Source organism: Pseudoroseicyclus sp. H15 (assembly GCF_054353345.1).
In genome coordinates this window covers 255,890-273,941 of the sequence record NZ_JBTHJE010000001.1, presented here as the reverse complement: position 1 = coordinate 273,941, position 18,052 = coordinate 255,890, and the positions used below count along the sequence as shown (strand labels likewise).

Annotated in this window: 18 protein-coding genes; 10 read left to right on the top strand and 8 right to left on the bottom strand. The window is 66.6% G+C overall.

What is annotated here, in order from left to right; translation table 11 throughout:
- Positions 1-219 precede the first annotated feature (219 nt).
- The 5 genes from ACXN5S_RS01255 (at position 220) to arfB (ending at position 4,752) form a co-directional block, all read left to right on the top strand.
- Positions 220-1,590, top strand: a complete 1,371-nt coding sequence (locus ACXN5S_RS01255) for an MFS transporter (RefSeq protein ID WP_458603565.1) — start codon at positions 220-222, stop codon at positions 1,588-1,590.
- Entirely contained in the window at positions 1,572-2,489 is a 918-nt protein-coding gene (gene mepA / locus ACXN5S_RS01250) for a penicillin-insensitive murein endopeptidase (RefSeq protein WP_458603564.1), read from the top strand. The genes ACXN5S_RS01255 and mepA overlap by 19 nt, the downstream gene beginning before the upstream one ends.
- Positions 2,486-3,337 (top strand): esterase-like activity of phytase family protein, encoded by an 852-nt coding sequence (locus ACXN5S_RS01245; protein WP_458603563.1) that lies wholly within the window; start codon positions 2,486-2,488, stop codon positions 3,335-3,337. The genes mepA and ACXN5S_RS01245 overlap by 4 nt, the downstream gene beginning before the upstream one ends.
- Before the next feature lie 85 nt (positions 3,338-3,422).
- Positions 3,423-4,064 (top strand): queuosine precursor transporter, encoded by a 642-nt coding sequence (locus tag ACXN5S_RS01240; RefSeq protein ID WP_458603562.1) that lies wholly within the window; start codon positions 3,423-3,425, stop codon positions 4,062-4,064.
- 274 nt (positions 4,065-4,338) lie between these two features.
- The gene (gene arfB / locus ACXN5S_RS01235; RefSeq protein ID WP_458603561.1) at positions 4,339-4,752 is read left to right on the top strand and encodes an alternative ribosome rescue aminoacyl-tRNA hydrolase ArfB; all 414 of its coding nucleotides are present in this window, start codon (positions 4,339-4,341) and stop codon (positions 4,750-4,752) included.
- A gap of 2 nt (positions 4,753-4,754) precedes the next feature.
- Here arfB and ACXN5S_RS01230 read toward each other — a convergent pair whose 3' ends face one another.
- The 4 genes from ACXN5S_RS01230 to ACXN5S_RS01215 all read right to left on the bottom strand — a co-directional run bounded on the left by ACXN5S_RS01230 (position 4,755) and on the right by ACXN5S_RS01215 (position 9,148).
- Positions 4,755-5,750: a serine hydrolase domain-containing protein gene (locus ACXN5S_RS01230; RefSeq protein WP_458603560.1), complete on the bottom strand. Its 996-nt coding sequence runs from the start codon at positions 5,748-5,750 to the stop codon at positions 4,755-4,757.
- A gap of 84 nt (positions 5,751-5,834) precedes the next feature.
- Positions 5,835-7,268: a hypothetical protein gene (locus tag ACXN5S_RS01225; RefSeq protein WP_458603559.1), complete on the bottom strand. Its 1,434-nt coding sequence runs from the start codon at positions 7,266-7,268 to the stop codon at positions 5,835-5,837.
- A gap of 21 nt (positions 7,269-7,289) precedes the next feature.
- Entirely contained in the window at positions 7,290-8,582 is a 1,293-nt protein-coding gene (pncB, locus tag ACXN5S_RS01220; protein ID WP_458604066.1) for a nicotinate phosphoribosyltransferase, read from the bottom strand.
- 65 nt (positions 8,583-8,647) lie between these two features.
- Positions 8,648-9,148, bottom strand: coding sequence for a hypothetical protein (locus ACXN5S_RS01215; protein ID WP_458603558.1), 501 nt, complete (start codon positions 9,146-9,148; stop codon positions 8,648-8,650).
- On the opposite strand from ACXN5S_RS01215, the gene ACXN5S_RS01210 reads away from it, so the two are divergent.
- Positions 9,120-10,136 carry an NAD(P)-dependent alcohol dehydrogenase gene (locus ACXN5S_RS01210; protein WP_458603557.1) on the top strand — a complete coding sequence of 339 codons (1,017 nt, stop codon included), beginning with the start codon at positions 9,120-9,122 and terminating at the stop codon, positions 10,134-10,136. The genes ACXN5S_RS01215 and ACXN5S_RS01210 overlap by 29 nt on opposite strands.
- Positions 10,137-10,196: 60 nt before the next feature.
- Here ACXN5S_RS01210 and pncA read toward each other — a convergent pair whose 3' ends face one another.
- Positions 10,197-10,802 carry a bifunctional nicotinamidase/pyrazinamidase gene (gene pncA, locus ACXN5S_RS01205; protein WP_458603556.1) on the bottom strand — a complete coding sequence of 202 codons (606 nt, stop codon included), beginning with the start codon at positions 10,800-10,802 and terminating at the stop codon, positions 10,197-10,199.
- Between the two features lie 202 nt (positions 10,803-11,004).
- Here pncA and ACXN5S_RS01200 point away from each other — a divergent pair, with 202 nt between their 5' ends.
- Positions 11,005-12,810: a hypothetical protein gene (locus ACXN5S_RS01200; RefSeq protein ID WP_458603555.1), complete on the top strand. Its 1,806-nt coding sequence runs from the start codon at positions 11,005-11,007 to the stop codon at positions 12,808-12,810.
- A gap of 46 nt (positions 12,811-12,856) precedes the next feature.
- Here ACXN5S_RS01200 and ACXN5S_RS01195 read toward each other — a convergent pair whose 3' ends face one another.
- Positions 12,857-13,948, bottom strand: a complete 1,092-nt coding sequence (locus ACXN5S_RS01195; protein WP_458603554.1) for an AbrB family transcriptional regulator — start codon at positions 13,946-13,948, stop codon at positions 12,857-12,859.
- A gap of 213 nt (positions 13,949-14,161) precedes the next feature.
- On the opposite strand from ACXN5S_RS01195, the gene ACXN5S_RS01190 reads away from it, so the two are divergent.
- Positions 14,162-15,073, top strand: coding sequence for a M23 family metallopeptidase (locus tag ACXN5S_RS01190; RefSeq protein ID WP_458603553.1), 912 nt, complete (start codon positions 14,162-14,164; stop codon positions 15,071-15,073).
- On the opposite strand, the gene ACXN5S_RS01185 is transcribed toward ACXN5S_RS01190, so the two are convergent.
- Together ACXN5S_RS01185 and ACXN5S_RS01180 are read right to left on the bottom strand one after the other, a co-directional pair.
- A complete protein-coding gene (locus ACXN5S_RS01185) occupies positions 15,070-15,357 on the bottom strand; it encodes an NfeD family protein (protein WP_458603552.1) in 288 nt (95 codons plus the stop codon). The two genes, ACXN5S_RS01190 and ACXN5S_RS01185, sit on opposite strands and share 4 nt — an antisense overlap.
- Complete coding sequence (locus tag ACXN5S_RS01180) at positions 15,354-16,253, bottom strand: SPFH domain-containing protein (RefSeq protein WP_458603551.1); 900 nt, start codon at positions 16,251-16,253, stop codon at positions 15,354-15,356. Before ACXN5S_RS01180 ends, ACXN5S_RS01185 begins: the two co-directional genes overlap by 4 nt.
- Before the next feature lie 187 nt (positions 16,254-16,440).
- Here ACXN5S_RS01180 and msrP point away from each other — a divergent pair, with 187 nt between their 5' ends.
- A complete protein-coding gene (gene msrP / locus ACXN5S_RS01175) occupies positions 16,441-17,352 on the top strand; it encodes a protein-methionine-sulfoxide reductase catalytic subunit MsrP (protein WP_458603550.1) in 912 nt (303 codons plus the stop codon).
- Positions 17,352-17,975 carry a protein-methionine-sulfoxide reductase heme-binding subunit MsrQ gene (gene msrQ / locus ACXN5S_RS01170; RefSeq protein ID WP_458603549.1) on the top strand — a complete coding sequence of 208 codons (624 nt, stop codon included), beginning with the start codon at positions 17,352-17,354 and terminating at the stop codon, positions 17,973-17,975. Before msrP ends, msrQ begins: the two co-directional genes overlap by 1 nt.
- Positions 17,976-18,052: the final 77 nt, after the last annotated feature.

Below are 18,052 nucleotides of genomic sequence, written 5' to 3'. Positions count from 1 at the left end.
TTATGCCTGCCAGGCCCTTCCCAGCGGTGGGCAAAGCGCAGCCTTCGCCAGAGCGCCAGCCCGTCGGGACGGGCAGGCGCTCGACCGGTGCCTTTGGCTTGATTCCGGGCGGGGGAGGAGCGGCGGCGGCAGGCAGCAGATACCCCTGACACAAAACCATTCCTTGCCAGAACAGGAAAAACAGGCTCCTTATCCCGCTGGGAACGAGGGGACATTTCGATGGATACGAGCCGCCGCCGTATTTGGGGCTGGATGCTCTATGACTGGGCGCAGCAGCCTTTTTACACGCTCGGGCTGACGTTCATCTTCGCACCCTATTTCGCGGCCGTCGCCGCCGGTGCGCTGGCCGATCAGGGGATGACCCCCGCCGAGGCCGATGCCGGTGCCCAGAGCCTGTGGTCGAGCGCGCAGACCATCGCGGGCATCTTCATTGCGCTGACGGCGCCCTTCCTCGGCGCCTGGGCCGATGCCTCGGGGCGCAAGCTGCGCTGGATTCTCGGGCTGTCGGCCTTTGCCATTCTCGCTATCGCCTGCACCTGGTTCCTGCAGCCGGACGGCAGCGGGCTGTACCTCGTGCTCTTCGCGTTCTGGATCGGCTTCATCGCGACAGAGAGCGCCTTCAACCTCAACAATGCCATCCTGCCCTCGCTCGGCACTGCCGAGCGCGTGGGCCGCATCTCGGGCGGGGCGGCGGCTTTTGGCTATTGGGGCGGGGTCTCGGCGCTGCTCATCGTGCTGCTGTTCTTCGCCGAGAACGAATCCGGCGTCACGCTGATCGGCGTCGCACCGCCGTTCGGGCTCGATGCCGCCGCGCGCGAGGGCACCCGCTTCGCCGGGCCCTTCGTGGCGATTTGGTACACAATCTTCCTCATTCCCTACATCCTGTGGGTGCGAGAGACGCCGCCGCAGGTGACCCCGCCGCCTCTGGGCCAGGTTCTGCGCACGCTGAAGACCACCATCGCCCGCGTCGCCCGGCAGCGCAGCCTGCGCAACTTCCTCATCGCCTCGATGCTGTACCGCGATGGGCTGGCGGCGCTCTACGCCTATGGCGGCATCTACGCGACGCTGGTGCTGCACTGGCAGATCATGCAGGTCGGCATTTTCGGGGTGATCTCCGCCGTCGCCGCCGCCATCCTCACCTGGGTGGGCGGGCGCTTTGATGAGAGGCTCGGGCCGAAGCCGGTGCTGATCACCTGCTGCCTGGTGCTGATTGTGGTCTCCACCGTCATCATCGGGATCTCGAAGGTCGATCTTTACGGCATACCGCTGCCCGAGGGCGGGGCGGATATCGTCTTCTACCTCTGCGGCGCCGCCATCGGCGGGGCGGGGGGCACGCTCTATTCCGCCTCTCGCTCGCTCATGGTGCGGCATTCCGACCCGGAGCGCCCGGCAGAGGCCTTCGGGCTCTTCGCGCTTTCGGGGCGGGCGACGGCATTTCTGGCGCCGCTGCTCATCACGATCGCGACATGGGCGACTGGAGATAACCAGTTGGGCTTCTTCCCCGTGATCCTTCTGTTGCTCGGCGGCCTTCTCCTGCTAGGCTTCGTCAACAAAGACGGAGATCGAGCAGAATGGTCCGCCTCATCCTAAGCCTCGCCCTGATCGCGGGCCTCGCCGCCTGCCGGAGCGAGCCGACAGTCACACAGAGCGCCAATACCAGCGCGCTCGACGCCGCCATCGCGGCCGACAACCGCGTGGCCCGCGATGTCTTCGGGTACATCTCGACACCCAGCGACGGCGGCAGTGCGCCGCTCGGCTTTTATTCGCGCGGCTGCGCCTCGGGGAATGTCGAGCTGGCAGAGACAGGGCCGACCTGGCAGGCCATGCGCCTGTCGCGCAACCGCAACTGGGCGCAGCCCGAGATGGTCGATTTCGTGCAGGACCTCTCGCGCTTCGCCGCCACTCAGCCGGGCTGGCAGGGCCTTTACGTAGGCGACATGAGCCAGCCGCGCGGGGGCCCGATGCTGACGGGCCACGCCAGCCACCAGATCGGGCTCGACGCCGACATCTGGATGCTGCCGCCCGACCGGCTGAACCTGACGGCGACCGAGCGCGAGAACCTCTCCTCGATCCGCACCGACCGGACTTCGGGCGCCTATGTGAACGATTCCTGGACGCCGCAGCACATGAACATCCTGCGCGCTGCGGCCTCCGACCCGCGGGTGGCGCGCATCTTCGTGTTCCCCGGCGCAAAGGTGTGGATGTGCGAGAATGCCACCGGCGACCGGAGCTGGCTGAACAAGGTGCGCCCCTGGTACGGGCATAATTACCATTTCCACGTGCGGCTGAACTGCCCGCCCGGCGCTACGCAATGCCAGGATCAGGCCCCGCCGCCCCCCGGTGACGGCTGCGCCGATGCGCAGGCCTGGGTGAACAACATCATCAACCCGCCGCCGCCAGACCCGAACGCCACCCCCTCCCCCTCCTCCGGCCCCGTCCTGATGTCGGACCTGCCGGGGAGCTGCCTTGCGGTGCTGGGCACCCAGTGAGCGGCCGATCTTTGGTTCTTGCTGCGGCGCTCGTCGCGCTGGCCGGCTGTGCGGATGGCGAGGGGGAGCTTGCCTCCACCCTGCCGCTCACCGCAGCGCCCGGCGGCTTTTCCGGCATCGAGCTGAGCGACGATGGCAGCGAGGTTGTGCTGCTCTCCGACCGGGCGGCGCTCGTCTTCGGCCGGCTTGAGCGCTCTGGCGGGAAGCTCACCGGCTTCGCCGAGGATAGTCAGCTCGAAATCGGCGCCGGCGAGAACGGCGAGCCGCTGCGCGAGTGGCAGCGCGACAGCGAGGGGCTCGCCAAGGGCCCCGATGGCGCGCTCTATATCTCCTTCGAGGGCATCCACCGTGTCGCGCGGCTGGAAGAGGGCGCACTCGTCTTCCTGCCCGACCCGCCGCCGCTGCCGCGCCGCATGGCCAACGAGAGCTACGAGGCGCTCGCCATCGACGAGGCCGGCACGCTCTACACCCTGCCCGAACGGGTGGGCGACGGCACGGCGGACTGGACGCTGCTGAAGCTGGAGGGCGACGCCTGGCAGCCCGCCTTCACCGTGCCCCGCCGCGGCGCCTTTGTGCCCGTCGGCGCCGATTTCGGCCCCGACGGCGCCTTTTACCTGCTGGAGCGTGACTTCACCGGCTTCGCCTTCCGCAGCCGCGTGCGGCGCTTCGCCGTTGATGGCAGCGGCGAGACGACTCTGCTGCAAACCGGCTCGGGCACGCATGGCAATCTGGAAGGCATCGCAGTCTGGCGGGGCCCGGATGGCGATATCCGCCTGACCATGGTGTCGGACAACAACCAGAGCGCGCTTCTGCGCAGCGAGATCGTCGAGTACCGGCTGCCCGATTGACGCGGCCCCCGAGCGGGTCTAGACGGCCCGCCGCTGCCAGACCGGCAGCCAAGTCTCCGCGACCTTGCCAAAACGGATGAACAACATGCGACTTCTCCCGGCGATCATCGCCATGGCCACTCTTGTGGTGGCCTCCAACATCCTCGTGCAGTTCCTGCTCTGGGATGGCTTCCTCACGTGGGGCGCCTTCACCTATCCCTTCGCCTTTCTGGTGACCGACATCACCAACCGGGTCTACGGGCCCGCCGCCGCCCGCCGCGTCGTGCTGGTGGGCTTTGCCACCGGCATCGTCTGCTCGCTGATCGGCACGCAGATCCAGCTGGAGTTCGGCCCCGCCGTCGTGATGCGCGTCGCCATCGCTTCGGGCGCGGCCTTCCTGGCGGCGCAGCTGCTCGACATCACCGTCTTCAACCGGCTGCGCGCCGGCCGCTGGTGGCGGGCGCCGCTGGTCTCGACCCTCGCCTCCTCCACGCTCGACACGGCGATCTTCTTCACTGTGGCCTTCGCGGGGTTCCTCTCGTTCGGTGCCGCGGCGGATGCGGCAACGGGCTGGGCGCGCGAGGCGGTGCCCTTCCTCGGGGCAGGGCCGGTGGTGCCGCTCTGGGTGTCGCTCGCGGTGGCCGACTGGGGCGTGAAGCTGGCGATCGCGCTCGTCGCGCTGATCCCCTTCCGCCTCGTCGTGGGGCAAATGATGCGCAAGCGCACGGAAGTGACCCCCACCGCTTGATTTTCATTTGACATTCATCTTGGTCCTGCAAGGCTGGGTGTCAGGCGAAACCCATTGAAAGGAGGTGATCCAGTGTCGAGAAAGAGATTGGAGCAAGGAGTCGGGACAGCTTTGGAGATGCGCACCTGAGGCAGCCCTTGGCTGCGCAAATCCAAGGTGGACGCGTCTAACCGACCCCACCTCCTGAACTTTCGAGAGGGCCGCCCCATCGCCGGGGTGGCCCTTTTCCTGTCACGGGGTACCTTTGCCCCGAACACAAGATGGAACGGGCGGAATGGGACTGCGCATCACCGACGACATCGAGCTGCAGGATTGGGAGCTGACGGAGCAGTTCACCCGCGCCAGCGGGCCGGGCGGGCAGAACGTCAACAAGGTCTCCACCGCGGTCGAGCTGCGCTTCGAGGCCGAGCGCTCGCCCTCGCTGCCGCTGCCGGTGAAGACCCGCCTGCGCCGCCTCGCCGGGCGACGGTGGACGAAGGACGGCGCCGTCGTCATCCTCGTGCAGGACACCCGCCACCAGGCCCGCAACCGCGAGCTGGCGCGTGAGCGGCTGGCTGAGCTGGTCACCAAGGCGCTGCACCCGCCGAAGCGGCGGATCAAGACGAAGGTCTCGCTCAACCAGAAGCGCAAGCGGGTGGAAGAGAAGAAGAAACGCTCCGAGGTGAAGAAGCTCCGGCAGGACCCGTAAGCCTACGCCGCCGCCGCCAGCACCGGGCCTTCGAGAAAGCGCATGAGCTCGCCGAAGTAGCCGCCGCTGCGGGCCGGCTGTGTCGGGTCTGACGTGATCGCGACGGTCAGCTCCGCCTCCGGCACCACGAAGATCACCTGCCCGCCGTAACCGCGGGCGAGGCCGTAGCGCATGCCTCTCACCTCCCCCGTGAACCAGCCAAGCCCGTAGCCGAGGCCGGAATAGGGGGAGCGGGTGACGGGGGTGAAGCTTTCCTCCGCATAGCCCTCGGCCAGCACGCGGGTGCCGTCCCAGAGCCCGCCCAGCCGGTAGAGCTCGCCGACGCGGACCATGGCCTCGGGCGTCAGCGCCATTTCGTTGCCGCCGAGGTAATAGCCCTGCGGGTCGCGCGTCCAGGCCGGGATCTCGATGGAGAGGGGGCCGCCCAGATGCCGCCGCGCGAGGGCGAGGAGGCTCTCGCCGGTCGCCTCGGTCAGCGCGGCGCCGAGCACGTGGAAGGAGCCGGTGGAATAGAGCATCCGCCCGCCGGGCTCGGCCACGAAGGGGCGGGAGAGCTGGTTGGCCACCCAGTTGGAGCTGGCGACCCAGGGCCCGTAATTGCCGCCGCTCGTCCGCTCCAGACCGGCGCGGAGCGTAACGAGGTCGCGCAGCGTCAGCCGGGCGACGCGCGGGTCGGCGCCGGCGGGAATGAGGGCGGGGGCGATGTCTTGAAGGCTGTCGTCGAGGGCGACGGTGCCCTCGGCGATGACCCCGCCGAGGATCGCGGCGACGAGGCTCTTGGAGACGGATCTGACGTTGACGGGGCGGCCGATGGCGGGGCCCCGGACGGCCTCGGCCAGCAACAGCTCGCCGGACTGGGCGATGGCGATGGCATGGGCCTGCGGGAACTCCGCGAGGAGGCCGGGGAGGGCTGTGACGCCGGGGCCGGACTGGGCGCGCGCCGCGAGAGGCGCGGCGGCGAAAAGGGCGAGCGCCTTACGGCGAGAGAGGCTGGGCATGCCGGGGAGCCTAGGCGGTGGGGTGGATGGGGGGAAGTGACGGTTCGGTGAGGGGGCGAGCAGTATTTCTACGCCAACACAGACCTACTTGCGTTTACTTGATGAGGCTTTCTTCGACGCATCGACCACCATTATCTCCGAAGCGAGTCCTCCCGCCTCAATTGCTTTCTTTCTCATCCTTCTTATGGTCGAAATCTTACCGCCACCATCGCCATAATCAATAACTACAAAAATCGCATGATCCGTCTTTGCGGCCCTCTTGTAATACTCCAGCTGCTTCTCGTAGCCATGAACAACGCTGCCAGACGAACGCTTCATCTCGACTAGAACTCTGGACTTTGAACCGTGAGAAAACTTGAAGTCAACTGGACCTCCGCCCATGTTAACTTCGGGAGAAACGTCAACATCGTGGAATTCGCAGTAAAGTTCAGCAATTGCGAAGTAGATAAGCTGGGCAGCTCTTTCCCGTTTCGGCTTGTCACCGAGCCACAGTTCTTCCCAAAGGTTTCCATCTTCGACATGTTTTTTGAAGCTCAATACGGTTTCCCGCACAATCTCCAGCAGAGCTCTAGGATCAGAAGGTGGCGTAGAAACTGCTTGCGCGAAGAAAATCTTCGGATCCTCGCGCAGAATCTTGCGCATCCTATAGTAGCCTAGCGCATCCTCGTTCGGATCGTAGCTCTCAGTGCGCTCTTTCAATGACCAAATAAATGCACCAAAAATCTCCGACGAAGTAGTGGCTGCTGCCCTTACCGCACTCTTTCTCTCGGACGCACTAGGTCTTGCTATTCCGCTCAAGAGGACATTCACTCGCTTCCGAATGATTTCATTGTCTTCAACTGCCTCCTGAACAAGCGACCAATCCGCAGCTGCGGGTAGCGCTTGCAGTATGTCTCTAGGCACCAGTAGCTGAAAGCGTTCTTTCCCTGTTTGGTCCTGATAGCTCGGCAGCCGGTATTGGTCTGAGTATTTGTTCTTTTTAACTGGGATCTCATGTTCAAGACAGAAATTCTCAGTTATCTTGCAAAGGGAATTAGTTATCGCGTGGGTGGTAAAGTCGCTAATTGTGTCGGCCCCCACACCTTCCTCGAAGAAGGGCATGGCTACAATAAGGTCCGGATCCTCAACTCCTATTAGCGAAATCTCCTTAGTCGTATTTAGGACGCGTTCGCGGACATCATCCGGCCGAGACGTTCCTGCTCTTCGACCCGTCCCATAGCCTAACCCTGTCGTCGGAGGTTCGCTGAAGTCTAATTCGTATCGCGCCGCCCGCCACGCGACGGACCTTTCGTCTTCCGCCCTGGTTACAAGCTTTACTATACGACCGAAGCGTTTCGAAAACTGATCGACCGCTTCTGTGTGAATCGTGCCGTTTCCTGATTTCTGCAAAAGTATGGGGTCAATAAAAAGCGGCGTGTCAGCGTTTAAAAAAGGGTCGAATAGGCCTGCATCTTGCAGTTCTTGAGAATCGAAATTGAAGTGTTCAGAAAATAAGACTGGCTTCGCTATCTTAGCCATTTGACCTCCTAATAAAGGTGACTAAACCACCACCTCCATCTCCTCCTGCGCCCCCACCCCGAACACCCGCTTGTACCGCGCGATCTCGTCCTCCGGGCCCATGGCCTTCCGGGGGTTGTCGCTCAGCTTCACGGTGGGGCGACCGTTCGCCTCCACAGCCTTGCACACCAGTGAAAACGGCGCCAAGGAATTCCCCTCGGTCAGCCCGCCGAAGTCGTTCGTCAGCATCGTGCCCCAGCCGAAGCTCACCCGAACCCGGCCCTGGAATTGCTGGTAGAGGTCGATGATCTTGCCCGCATCGAGCCCGTCGGAGAAGATCACCAGCTTCTCGGTCGGGTCCTCCCCCCGGCTCTGCCACCAGCGGATCGCGCGCTCCGCGCCCTCCGCCGGGTCGCCGCTGTCGATGCGGATGCCCGTCCACCCGGCCAGCCAGTCGGGCGCGCGGTCGAGGAAGCCGGGGGTGCCGTAGGTGTCGGGCAGGATGATGTGCAGGTTGCCGTCATGCTCGTCATGCCAGTCGGAGAGCACGTCGTAGGGCGCGCGGGCGAGGGCGGCGTCATCCTCCGCCAGAGCGGCATAAACCATGGGCAGCTCGTGAGCGTTGGTGCCGATGGCCTCCATGTCGCGGTTCTTGGCGATGAGGCAGTTGGAGGTGCCGGTGAAACTCTCCCCCAGCCCCTCCTGCATCGCCTGCACGCACCAGTCCTGCCAGAGGAAGGAATGGCGGCGGCGGGTGCCGAAATCGGCGATCTTCAGGCCGTCATGCGGGCGCAGGCGCTCGATCTTCTCCCACAGGCGCGTCATGGCCCGGGCATAGAGGACCTGGATCTCGAAGCGGCCCATGGTGTCGAGGACGGCGCGGCCGCGAAGCTCCATCAGGACGGCGAGGGCCGGGATCTCCCACAGCATGACCTCGGGCCAGGAGCCCTCGAAGGTCAGCTCGTATTGGCCGTCACGGACCTCGAGGTGGTAGGGCGGCAGGCGCAGGTTCTCGAACCAGTCCATGAAGTCGGGCGTGAACATCTGCCGCTTGCCGTAGAAGGTGTTGCCCCGCATCCACGTGCTCTCGCCACGGGTGAGGGAGAGGGAGCGGATGTGGTCGAGCTGTTCGCGCAGCTCGCCCTCGTCGATCAGCTCGGCGAGGCGGACGTCCTTCGTGCGGTTGATCAGGGAGAAGGTGACCTGAACATCCGGCCGGTAGCGGCGGACGGACTGGCACATCAGCAGCTTGTAGAAATCGGTATCGATCAGGGAGCGGACGATCGGGTCGATCTTCCACTTGTGGTTCCAGACGCGCGTGGCGATGTCGACCATGGGGTCCTCCGGCTCGGGCCCGCGCATCATGCAGGCCGAGCCGGGGTTGTCCATCAGAACGCCGCCTAGATCAGGGGGTCATGCGACCATTGCAGCAGCGCCTGGCGCTGCTTGGGGCGGCAGTAGACGTCGCCGGGGTCGCAGGCCTTCTTCACCTGCCCCGCGTGGCGGCGGAAGTTGCGCCAGCGCTGCATCTGCTTGTCGTCCACCCCGTCGAGCCGGCGGCCCATCCAGTAGCGGCAGTACCACTGGAACCAGCCACGCGGGTCGGGCCCGATGATCCAGCCCTTCTCCTTCCAGACGGAGAGGGGCTGGCGGGACTTGATGCCGAAGTAGTTGAGCTCGGCGTCCGCCTTGTCCTCGGCCAGCTTGGCGCCTTCGAACCACGTCTTGGGGAATTCGTCCCGGCAGTCGTTGAGGTACTTGCCCTCGAAGACGCCCATCTCCAGCATCTTCGCCGGGGGGCACCACGGGTCGAAATCGTCCGAGTGGACGTCGCCGATGCGGGCCGTGGTCTCGTAGGTATAGCCCTGCTGCATGGTGTCGTTGACGGTGATTTTCCCCATGACGCCTCGTCTCCTGTCGCGCGAGGGTTTCCCCATGCGAGCACTCGTTCAAACCAGATACGGCGGGCCCGAGGCCCTGGACCTGCGGGAGATGCCCCGGCCCGAAGCGAAAGCTGGGGCAATCGTCGTGAAAGTCACGGCCTGCGGGGCGAATGCCTCCGACTGGGAGCGGCTGACGGGGCGGCCCGCCTATGCGCGGATGCCGCGGCTCTTCCGCTCGGGCGTCAGGGTGCCGGGCTCCGATGTCGTGGGCGTGGTGGAGGAGGTGGGCGCGGGCGTCGAGGGCCTCACGCCGGGGATGCGGGTGGTGGCCGATACCTTCGAGTACTGGGGCGGGTTCGCGGAATATTGCGCGGCGCCGGCGGAGCTGTGGCGCCCGGTCCCCAAGGGGGTGAGCGATGTCATCGCCGCCGCGCTGCCGCAGTCGGGCGCCATCGCGCTGGACGGGATGGCGGGCGTGGGCGCCGGGGACGCGGTGCTGATCAACGGCGCCGGCGGAGGCTCCGGCCCGCTGGCGGTGCAGCTGGCGCTGGCGGCGGGGGCCGAGGTGACGGCGGTGGACAATGCCGGGAAGGCGGAGGCGCTGAGGTCGCTCGGGGCGCAGAGGGTGCTGGATTACCGGGAGGTGGATTTTGCCGCCGAGGGGCGGCGCTATGACCTGATCCTCGATCTCTTCGGCAGCCGGCGCATGAGCGCCGTGCGGCGGGCTCTGAAGCCCGGCGGCGCCTACCGGATGGTGGGCGGCGAGATGGGCGCCTTCTGGTCCGCCGTCGCCGGGATGGCGCGCGGGGCGGACAGGGAGCGGCGGCGCGCCGGCCTGCTGATCGCGAGGATGGGGCCGACGCATCTGCCGGAGCTGCTGCGCCGCGCCGGGGCCGGAGAGCTGCGGCCGCTCATCGGCGAGGTGGCGCCGCTGGGCGAGAGCATCGACGCGCTCACGCGGATGGGCGCGGGGGAGATCGCCGGCAAGCTGGTGATCGTCCCGTAGTCCCGTAGGGTGCGTGCTTGCACGCACCTGTGGCCCGAGCGGTGCGTGCGAGCACGCACCCTACGCCAGCGTCACCTCGGCCTCGCGCATGCCGGCTTCTGCCGCGGCCAGCGAGCCGTCGAGATCGATGGCGCGGCACAGGTCCATCCGCACGGTGACGTCGAAGCCCAGCCGGGCGGCGTCGACGGCGGAGAAGTTCACGCAGAAATCGGTCGCGAGGCCGACCAGCGTCAGCCGGGTCAGGCCGCGCGAGCGCATGTAGCCCTCCAGCCCCGTGGGCGTGGCGTGGTCGTTCTCGAAAAAGGCCGAATAGCTGTCGATCGCGGGGCGAAAGCCCTTGCGGATGATGAGGTCGCCATCGGTGCGCAGCCCGTCATGAAAGGCGGCGCCCGGCGAGCCCTGGATGCAATGGTCGGGCCAGAGCACCTGGGGGCCGTAGGGCATCTCCGTCAGGCTCATCGGCGCGGCGCCCGGGTGCGACGAGGCGAAAGAGCTGTGGCCGGTCGGGTGCCAATCCTGCGTCAGCACCACGGCGGGGAATTCTTCCATCAGCGCGTTGATGCCGGGCACGATCTCGTCGCCGCCGGCAACCGCTAGCGCCCCGCCGGGGCAGAAATCGTTCTGCACGTCGATGACGAGCAGGCATTCGGTTTCATTGCGCATCATCGCCTCCATCCAGCCTGGGCGGAAGCTCGGCTGCCAGCCCGCTGGCGTCAACCCCGGCGCCCTGCGCCTCAGAGCCGCGCTTCTCTGCCTTACCCGGCGAAATCTGTAGTTTCGTCAAAGCGTTACATCCCTGTCATGCCTCTGTGCGGCGGAGCGGGCAGGGAGCTGCGCGACACTCACAGCTGCCCAAGGACCAAGCTTCATGCCCTATCCCCGCATCTCCACACTCGCGCTGATCGCCGCCGCGGCCCTGTCGCCCGCGCCGCTCTTCGCCCAGTCGGACGAGGCCGATCCGCGCCTGCTGACGGATCCCTTCCTGCAGGCGCCCGCCGAGGGAAGCACGCATGTCGTGTGGTTCACCGAATTTGAAGGGGCCGATCATAAGGTCATCGTCGAGGGCCGCGAGATTGCCGCCGAGACGATGAAGATGTCGCGCCTTGCCGAAGATGCCGCCAGCCATGTCGGCAGCCAAGCTGGCGACGGCTCGCTTTATGCAGGCTACACGCCGCGCGATGTCTGGCGCCACGAGGCCGTGGTCGACGGGCTGGAGACGGGCGTGCGCGTGCCGTACTTCGTGCGCTCGACGAATGACGCCGGCGATGTAGTGGAAAGCCGCGAATTCACACTGGCGCCGCTGCCGGCCGAGGGCCAGCCGCTGCGCATCCTGCTGACCTCCGACCACCAGCTGAAGCCGATGACCCCGGCCAATATGCAGTTGGTCACCGAGACGGTGGGCGATCTGGATGCCGTCTTCTTCTCCGGCGATCTGCAGAACGTGCCCGACCGCGCCTCGGAATGGTTCGACGATGCCCGCGGCTTCGCCTATTTCCCCGGCCTGCAGGGCCGCGCCGATTACGACCTCGAGCGCACGCGCGAGGAAGACGGCGTCACCACCACCACGACCGCCACCTATCAGGGCGGCGAGATCATCCAGCACGCGCCGCTCTTCCCGGTGATCGGCAACCACGAGGTCATGGGCCGCTTCAACCCGGCCAACCCGATCGGCACGCAGTTCAACGACCCGCGCCCCGAGGCGGTGGCCGAGGCGCTCTACGAGGCCAATGCCGAGCTCTACAATCCCGAGGGCGATCCCGAGATCCGCGAGGAATGGATCCGCGACAATTCCTTCAACACGATCACCTATGAAGAGATCTTCACCATGCCCGGCACCGGCCCGGCGGGGGATCAGTACTACGCCATGCGCTTTGGCGATGTCTTCCTGATCGGCCTCTACGGCACGCGCATCTGGCGCTCGCCCTCGATGGATCCGGGCACCACCGGCAAGTTCCGCGAGGCCGACGCCAACCTGAACACCCCCGACAACTGGGGCTGGGGTGAGTTCATCTTCGAGGACATGGCCGAAGGCTCCGAGCAATACGAGTGGCTGCAGGGCGTGCTGGAGAGCGAGGGATTCCGGAGCGCGCCGGTGAAGGTGGCGCTGATGCACGACCCTTCGCACGGGCTCGGCGACAACTCGATCCCGGTGTTCTCACATCCGGTGCGGATCCTCGACCGCGACGAGGACGGCCGGCTGACCGGTGTCCGCTACGAGTACCCGCTGGACGGGGACATCTTCGTCAACGACATCGAGCCTCTGCTCGGCGAGGCGGGGGTGGATCTCGTCCATACCGGGCACTCGCACCTGTGGTACCGGATGATCAGCCCGCAGGGCGTGAACATCATGGAGACGTCGAACGTCGGCAATACCTACGGCTGCTACCTCGAGGGCTACGCCGAGCGTGGCGGCGCGCCGGATGATCCGCGCTTCGACGCCACGAACTACCCGGTGACGGGAGACCCCCATGGCTACGAGGCGGTGATGCCGTCGGAGTTCTCGCCGATGAGCTACGAGGATGGCGCGCCGCTGCCCTGCGTGACCTCGAACGACCTGTCGACCTTCACGATCCTCGAAACCGGGGACGAAGGCGCGACGGTCAGCTCCTACGTGTTCGACACGCGCCGCCCGGGCGAGCCGGCGGAGCTGTTCGACCGGTTCACGCTGGACTGAGCAACGGCGACGGGCGGGCGCCAGCGCTGGCGCTCGCCCGGAGCCTTTATCGGGCGTCGCGGGCTCTCGCGCGGCGGGCGAACCAGCGCCAGACCGGCCGGGCCATGGCGACGACCAGGGCGACGCGGGTAAGGTGCATGACCGAGACGAAGGCCAGATCCTCGCCCATCGACAGGGCGAGCAGGCTCATCTCGGCCAGGCCGCCCGGCGAATAGGCGAGGAAGGTCTGGGTGACGGGCATCTGCATCAGGGCTGCCGTCGGCACCGCGAAGATGATCGCGATCACGATCATCACCGCCGCCGAGGCGCTGCCCACGGCAATCTCGCGGCTGACCTCGCGCATGGTGGTGCCCAGGAAGCGGCAGCCGATGACGACACCGATGGTGAGCTGCGCGAGGTTCACCAGCGGCGTCGGCGGAGCGACATGCACAAGGCCCGCGGCATGGGCGGCGCCGGAGACGATCATCGGCCCCATCACGGCATAGGCCGGCAGGTCGAGCTTCTTGCCGCCCCAATAGCCAAGCGCGGCCGCGGCGCTGAGGATCAGCCAGTCCGACCAGCTGAGCGCATCGAGCGCCACGAAGCGAGAGCCCGCGCCGCCACCGGCAGAGCCCGTGGCGCCGTAGACGATGAAGAAGAACATCGGGATCAGGAAGACGACGATGAGGATGCGAACGGCATGGGCCAGCGCGATGCGCCGCTCGTCGCCCCCCTCGGCGCTGCCAAGCAGCATCGCATCGTTCAGTCCGCCGGGCATGGCCGAGAAGAAGGACGTGGCCTTGTCGAACTTTCCGAGCTTGCGGAAGATGAAGTAAGAGCCCGCAAGCGCGACGAGCAGGAAGGGCGCGAGCGTGATGAAGGCGGGCCACCAGCCGATCATCGAGCGCAGCACCTCCATCGTGATGGCCGAGCCGAGCAGCACGCCGAGGATGGGGATCATCACCATGCGCAGCTGGTTCGGCCCGGCGAGCGGCGCGCCGAAGATGGCGGCCACGGTGCAGCCGATCATCGGGCCCAGCATCCATGGCAGGGGCAGCGAAATGCGCAGGGCGATCTGCGCGCAGACGAAGCCCAGCCCCAGTGCAAGCGCCTGCCGCAGCAGGATCTTTCGTGGAGACAGGGAGAGGAATGCGCGCATGCGAGCGGGATTAGCCGGGGCCGGGGGGAGCGGCAAGGCGGCAGAACAGCGCTTGGGCGGCATGCCGGGCAGGGGGGCTGTCTGCCCCCCTCTTGGCCGTTGGCCAATTCACCCCCCGAGGATTTTGCTGGAGCAAAGACAGGGGGGGGCGTGGAGCTTGACGCAGCGGAAGGGTGCGCCTAGGCGAAAGCGGGGTTGGCTGGGGTGCGGTGGATGGATCCGTTTCTGTTCGTGATGCAGGTCGTTTTGCCGGTGGGCCTGCTTGTCTGGCTCTGGCTTGCACCGATGCGGGGCGGGGTGCCGCTGGCGCTGCAGGTGGTCGCCACGGGCACGGCGCTGGTTGCCATCGCCATGGTCGCGCCCTTCGCCATGCCACCCTATTGGCTGCCTTGGCTCTATGGCGCGCTGTTCGTGGCGCTGGCGATCAGGGCGCTGCTGCGGGCGCAGCGGGGCATCTGGCCGGCAGGGCCGGTCGCCTCCATCGCGCTGGCGCCGGTTCTCGCGCTGGGCATCTATGGGGCGACACAGATCGCCGAGGCGCTGCCCGGCCAGCGCCCGCCACCAGGGGTGGAGCTGGTGGATATCGCACCGCCGCTGCCGGCGGGCTGGTATGTCGTCGAGAACGGCGGCTCGCGGCTGGCGGTGAACGGGCACATGCATCTGCTGGGCGAGGCGGGCGCCGATGCCGGGCAGGCCTACGCGCTCGATATCATACGCATCCGCCCCTCGGGCCTGCGCACCGATGGCTGGCGCCCGGCCGACCCGGCCCGCTACGAGGGCTTCGGCACGCCGATCCTCGCGCCCTGCGACGGGGCGGTGACGGCGGCGAAGGACGGGGCGCCAGACATGCCGGTGCCGGAGGCCGATGGAGACCATCCCGAGGGGAACTTCGTGGCGCTGGAGTGCGGGGGCGTCACGATCCTGCTCGCGCATCTGCGGCAGGGCTCGCTGACCGTGGCGGAGGGCGAGGCGGTGACCACCGGCTCACCACTCGCGGAGCTCGGCAACAGCGGCAACACCACCGAGCCGCATCTGCATGTGCATGCCGAGCGGGCGGGCACGCCGCTCGCGCTGACCATCGACGGCGCCTTCTATGCGCGGAACGACCTTATCCGGTTCGACTAATTGTCGTTGATGTCCCGGTCCCACACCTTCGTCTGGCCCTTGCGCACGCCCAGCCACTGGCGGAGCGCCAGCCAGGAGGCGCCGCTGAGCACCGCATAAAGGAGCAGTGCCATTGGCAGCGAGCCGGCCAGCCAGGCCGCCAGCGACCAGTCGGGCCAGACCAGCACCGCCATGGCCGCCGCGCCGATGGCGAAGCCGAGGAAGATGTAGCCGGGCGCCAGGATCTCGAGGATGCCAAGCAGCACGGCGCCGGCCAGCCAGGCCCAGGGGAGGGTCCAGATCATCGCGAACCCGCCTTGCCGAACATCGAGAAAGCGTTGGAGAAGCTCTGCAGCGCATCCGCCGGTACAATGACCAGCTGCTTGCCGTCGCCCTGGCCAATGCTCGTCAGCGCGTCGACCTGCTTCAGAGCGACCTGATACTGCACCGCCTCCAGCCCGCCCGCGGCGATGGCGCCGGAGATGACCTGCGTTGCATAGGCCTCGGCCTCGGCGCTGATGCGCTTGGCCTTCGCCTGCTGCTCGGCGGCATAGAGCTCGCCGTCGGCCTGCAGCTCGGCGGCGCGGCGGCGGCCCTCGGCCTCGGTCACCAGCGCGCGGCGGGCGCGCTCGGCATTGAGCTGCTGCAGCATGGCGGCGCGGGTGGCCTCGTCGAGGTTCACGTCGAGGATCTCGGCGCGCGTCACCTCGATGCCCCAGTCATCGACCATGGCGCGCACCTGCTCCCGGATCATCTCGATCAGCTCGGAGCGGTTGGATTGCACATGGTCGAGCTCCATTTTGCCGATTTCGGAGCGCACTATGCCGGCCACGGTGGTGGCGATGGCGCCGTCGACATCGCGGATGCGGTACACTGTCTTCTCCGGCTCGGTGATGCGGTAGAAGACAGAGGTATCCACCTTCACCAGCACGTTGTCGGAGGTGATGGCATCCTGGCTGGCCGTCGGCAGCTGCCGCTCGAGGATGGAGATGCGATGCGCCACCCGATCAAGGAAGGGCACGGTGAAGTTGATGCCCGGGCCGAGCACCGAATGCAGGCGGCCGAAGCGCTCCACCACGTACTTCTCCGACTGCGGCACGATGCGGATGCCGCGGAAGAGCGCGATGATGATGAAGAGCGCCAGCAGGAGCAAAACGATCGAGCCGCCCGAGAGCCCCGTCTGTGCCAGAAATTGATCCACGAGCCGTCCTCCGCAAAAGATCTGCCTGTCATATGGCGGCGGCCATGGCCCCGCGGAAGGGGAAAACAACTGCCCCATTCACGCCGCTGTGACGTTTCAGGGCCTCAACCCCTCGTGACGGCGGTGCAATCGTCATGACTCGCCCGTGTCTTATGTTGTTTGCTGACGGCAGGAAGAGGAGAGACCCATGGCCCACCGCTGGAAGAACGACCTGACACATGCCGACGTCACGCCGAAAGCGGCCTGGCTGAACCGCCGCCAAATCATGAAGGGCGCCGCCGGCCTTGGCGCGGCGGGCCTTGGGGGCTCGATCGCCGGCAGCGCCTTCGGGCAGGGGGCGCTGGAGCCCAATTCGCTGGAGGACATCACCTCCTACAACAACTTCTACGAGTTCGGCACGGGCAAGGAAGACCCGATGCGCAATGCCGGCGAGATGGAGATCACCCCCTGGTCGATCAGCGTCGACGGGCTTTGCGACAACCCGGGCGAGTACTCGCTGGACGAGCTGCTCGACGGGCTCACCGTGGAAGAGCGCATCTACCGCTTCCGCTGTGTCGAGGCCTGGTCGATGGTGGTGCCGTGGAACGGCATCGAGCTGGGCGACGTGCTGACCAAGCTGGGGCCGAAGCCCGAGGCGAAGTATGTGGCCTTCGAGACGGTCGTGCAGCCCGAGAACATGCCGGGCGTCCGCCGCGGCGTGATCCCCTTCCCCTATGTGGAAGGCCTGCGCATGGACGAGGCGATGCACCCGCTCGCCCTGCTGGCCACCGGCATCTACGGCGAGCCGATGCCCAAGCAGAACGGCGCGCCGATCCGCCTGGTCACGCCATGGAAGTATGGCTTCAAATCGATCAAGAGCATCGTGCGCATCTCGTTCGTCGAGGAAGAGCCGCCGGCCACGTGGAACATCATCAATCCGCGCGAATACGGCTTCTATTCCAACGTGAACCCGCTGCACTCGCATCCGCGCTGGAGCCAGGAGACCGAGCGCGAGATCGGCGGCGGCCTCTTCGCCAGCCGCAAGCCCACGCTCATGTTCAACGGCTATAGTGAAGTTGCCCCGCTCTACGAGGGCATGGATCTGGACGAATACTTCTGATGGACGTCGCAGGCACCATCAACACCTGGCTCCGCAAGGTGCCGGCCTGGGTGATCTATGTCGCGGGCTTTCTCTACGCGGCGTGGTTCTTCTACCTTGGCCTCACCGGGGGTCTGGGGGCCGAGCCGATCAACGCGCTGGAGCGCAAGTACGGGCTGACCGCCATTCAGCTGCTGATCGCCGGGCTGGCGGTCACGCCGCTGCGGCGCTGGACGAACATCAACCTCATGAAGTTCCGCCGGGCCATCGGGGTGACGACCTTCTTCTTCGTGCTGGCGCACTTCTGTGTCTGGGCGCTGCTCGATGTGCAGAGCCTCGCCCGCGTCTGGGCCGATATCGTGAAGCGGCCCTATGTGACGATCGGCATGGGGGCCTTCCTGCTGCTGATCCCGCTGGCGATCACGTCGAACAACCTGTCGGTTCGCAAGCTGGGGCCGAAATGGCGGCAGCTGCACAAGCTGGTCTATCCGGCCGCGATCCTCGCCGCGATGCACTTCATCTGGCTGGTGAAGGGCTTCCCCTGGGAGCCCTTCATCTACGCCGGCATCATCGGGGTGCTTCTGGCGCTGCGGCTGGTGCCGAAGAAGCGGCCGCAACCGGCGCCCCGCAGGGCGACGACTTAGAATGACGAGAGGGGCGGCCTGAGGGGGCCGCCCCTTCGCGCTTAGGGGGTGCGAATTCGCGGAATGGGCGGTTCAGG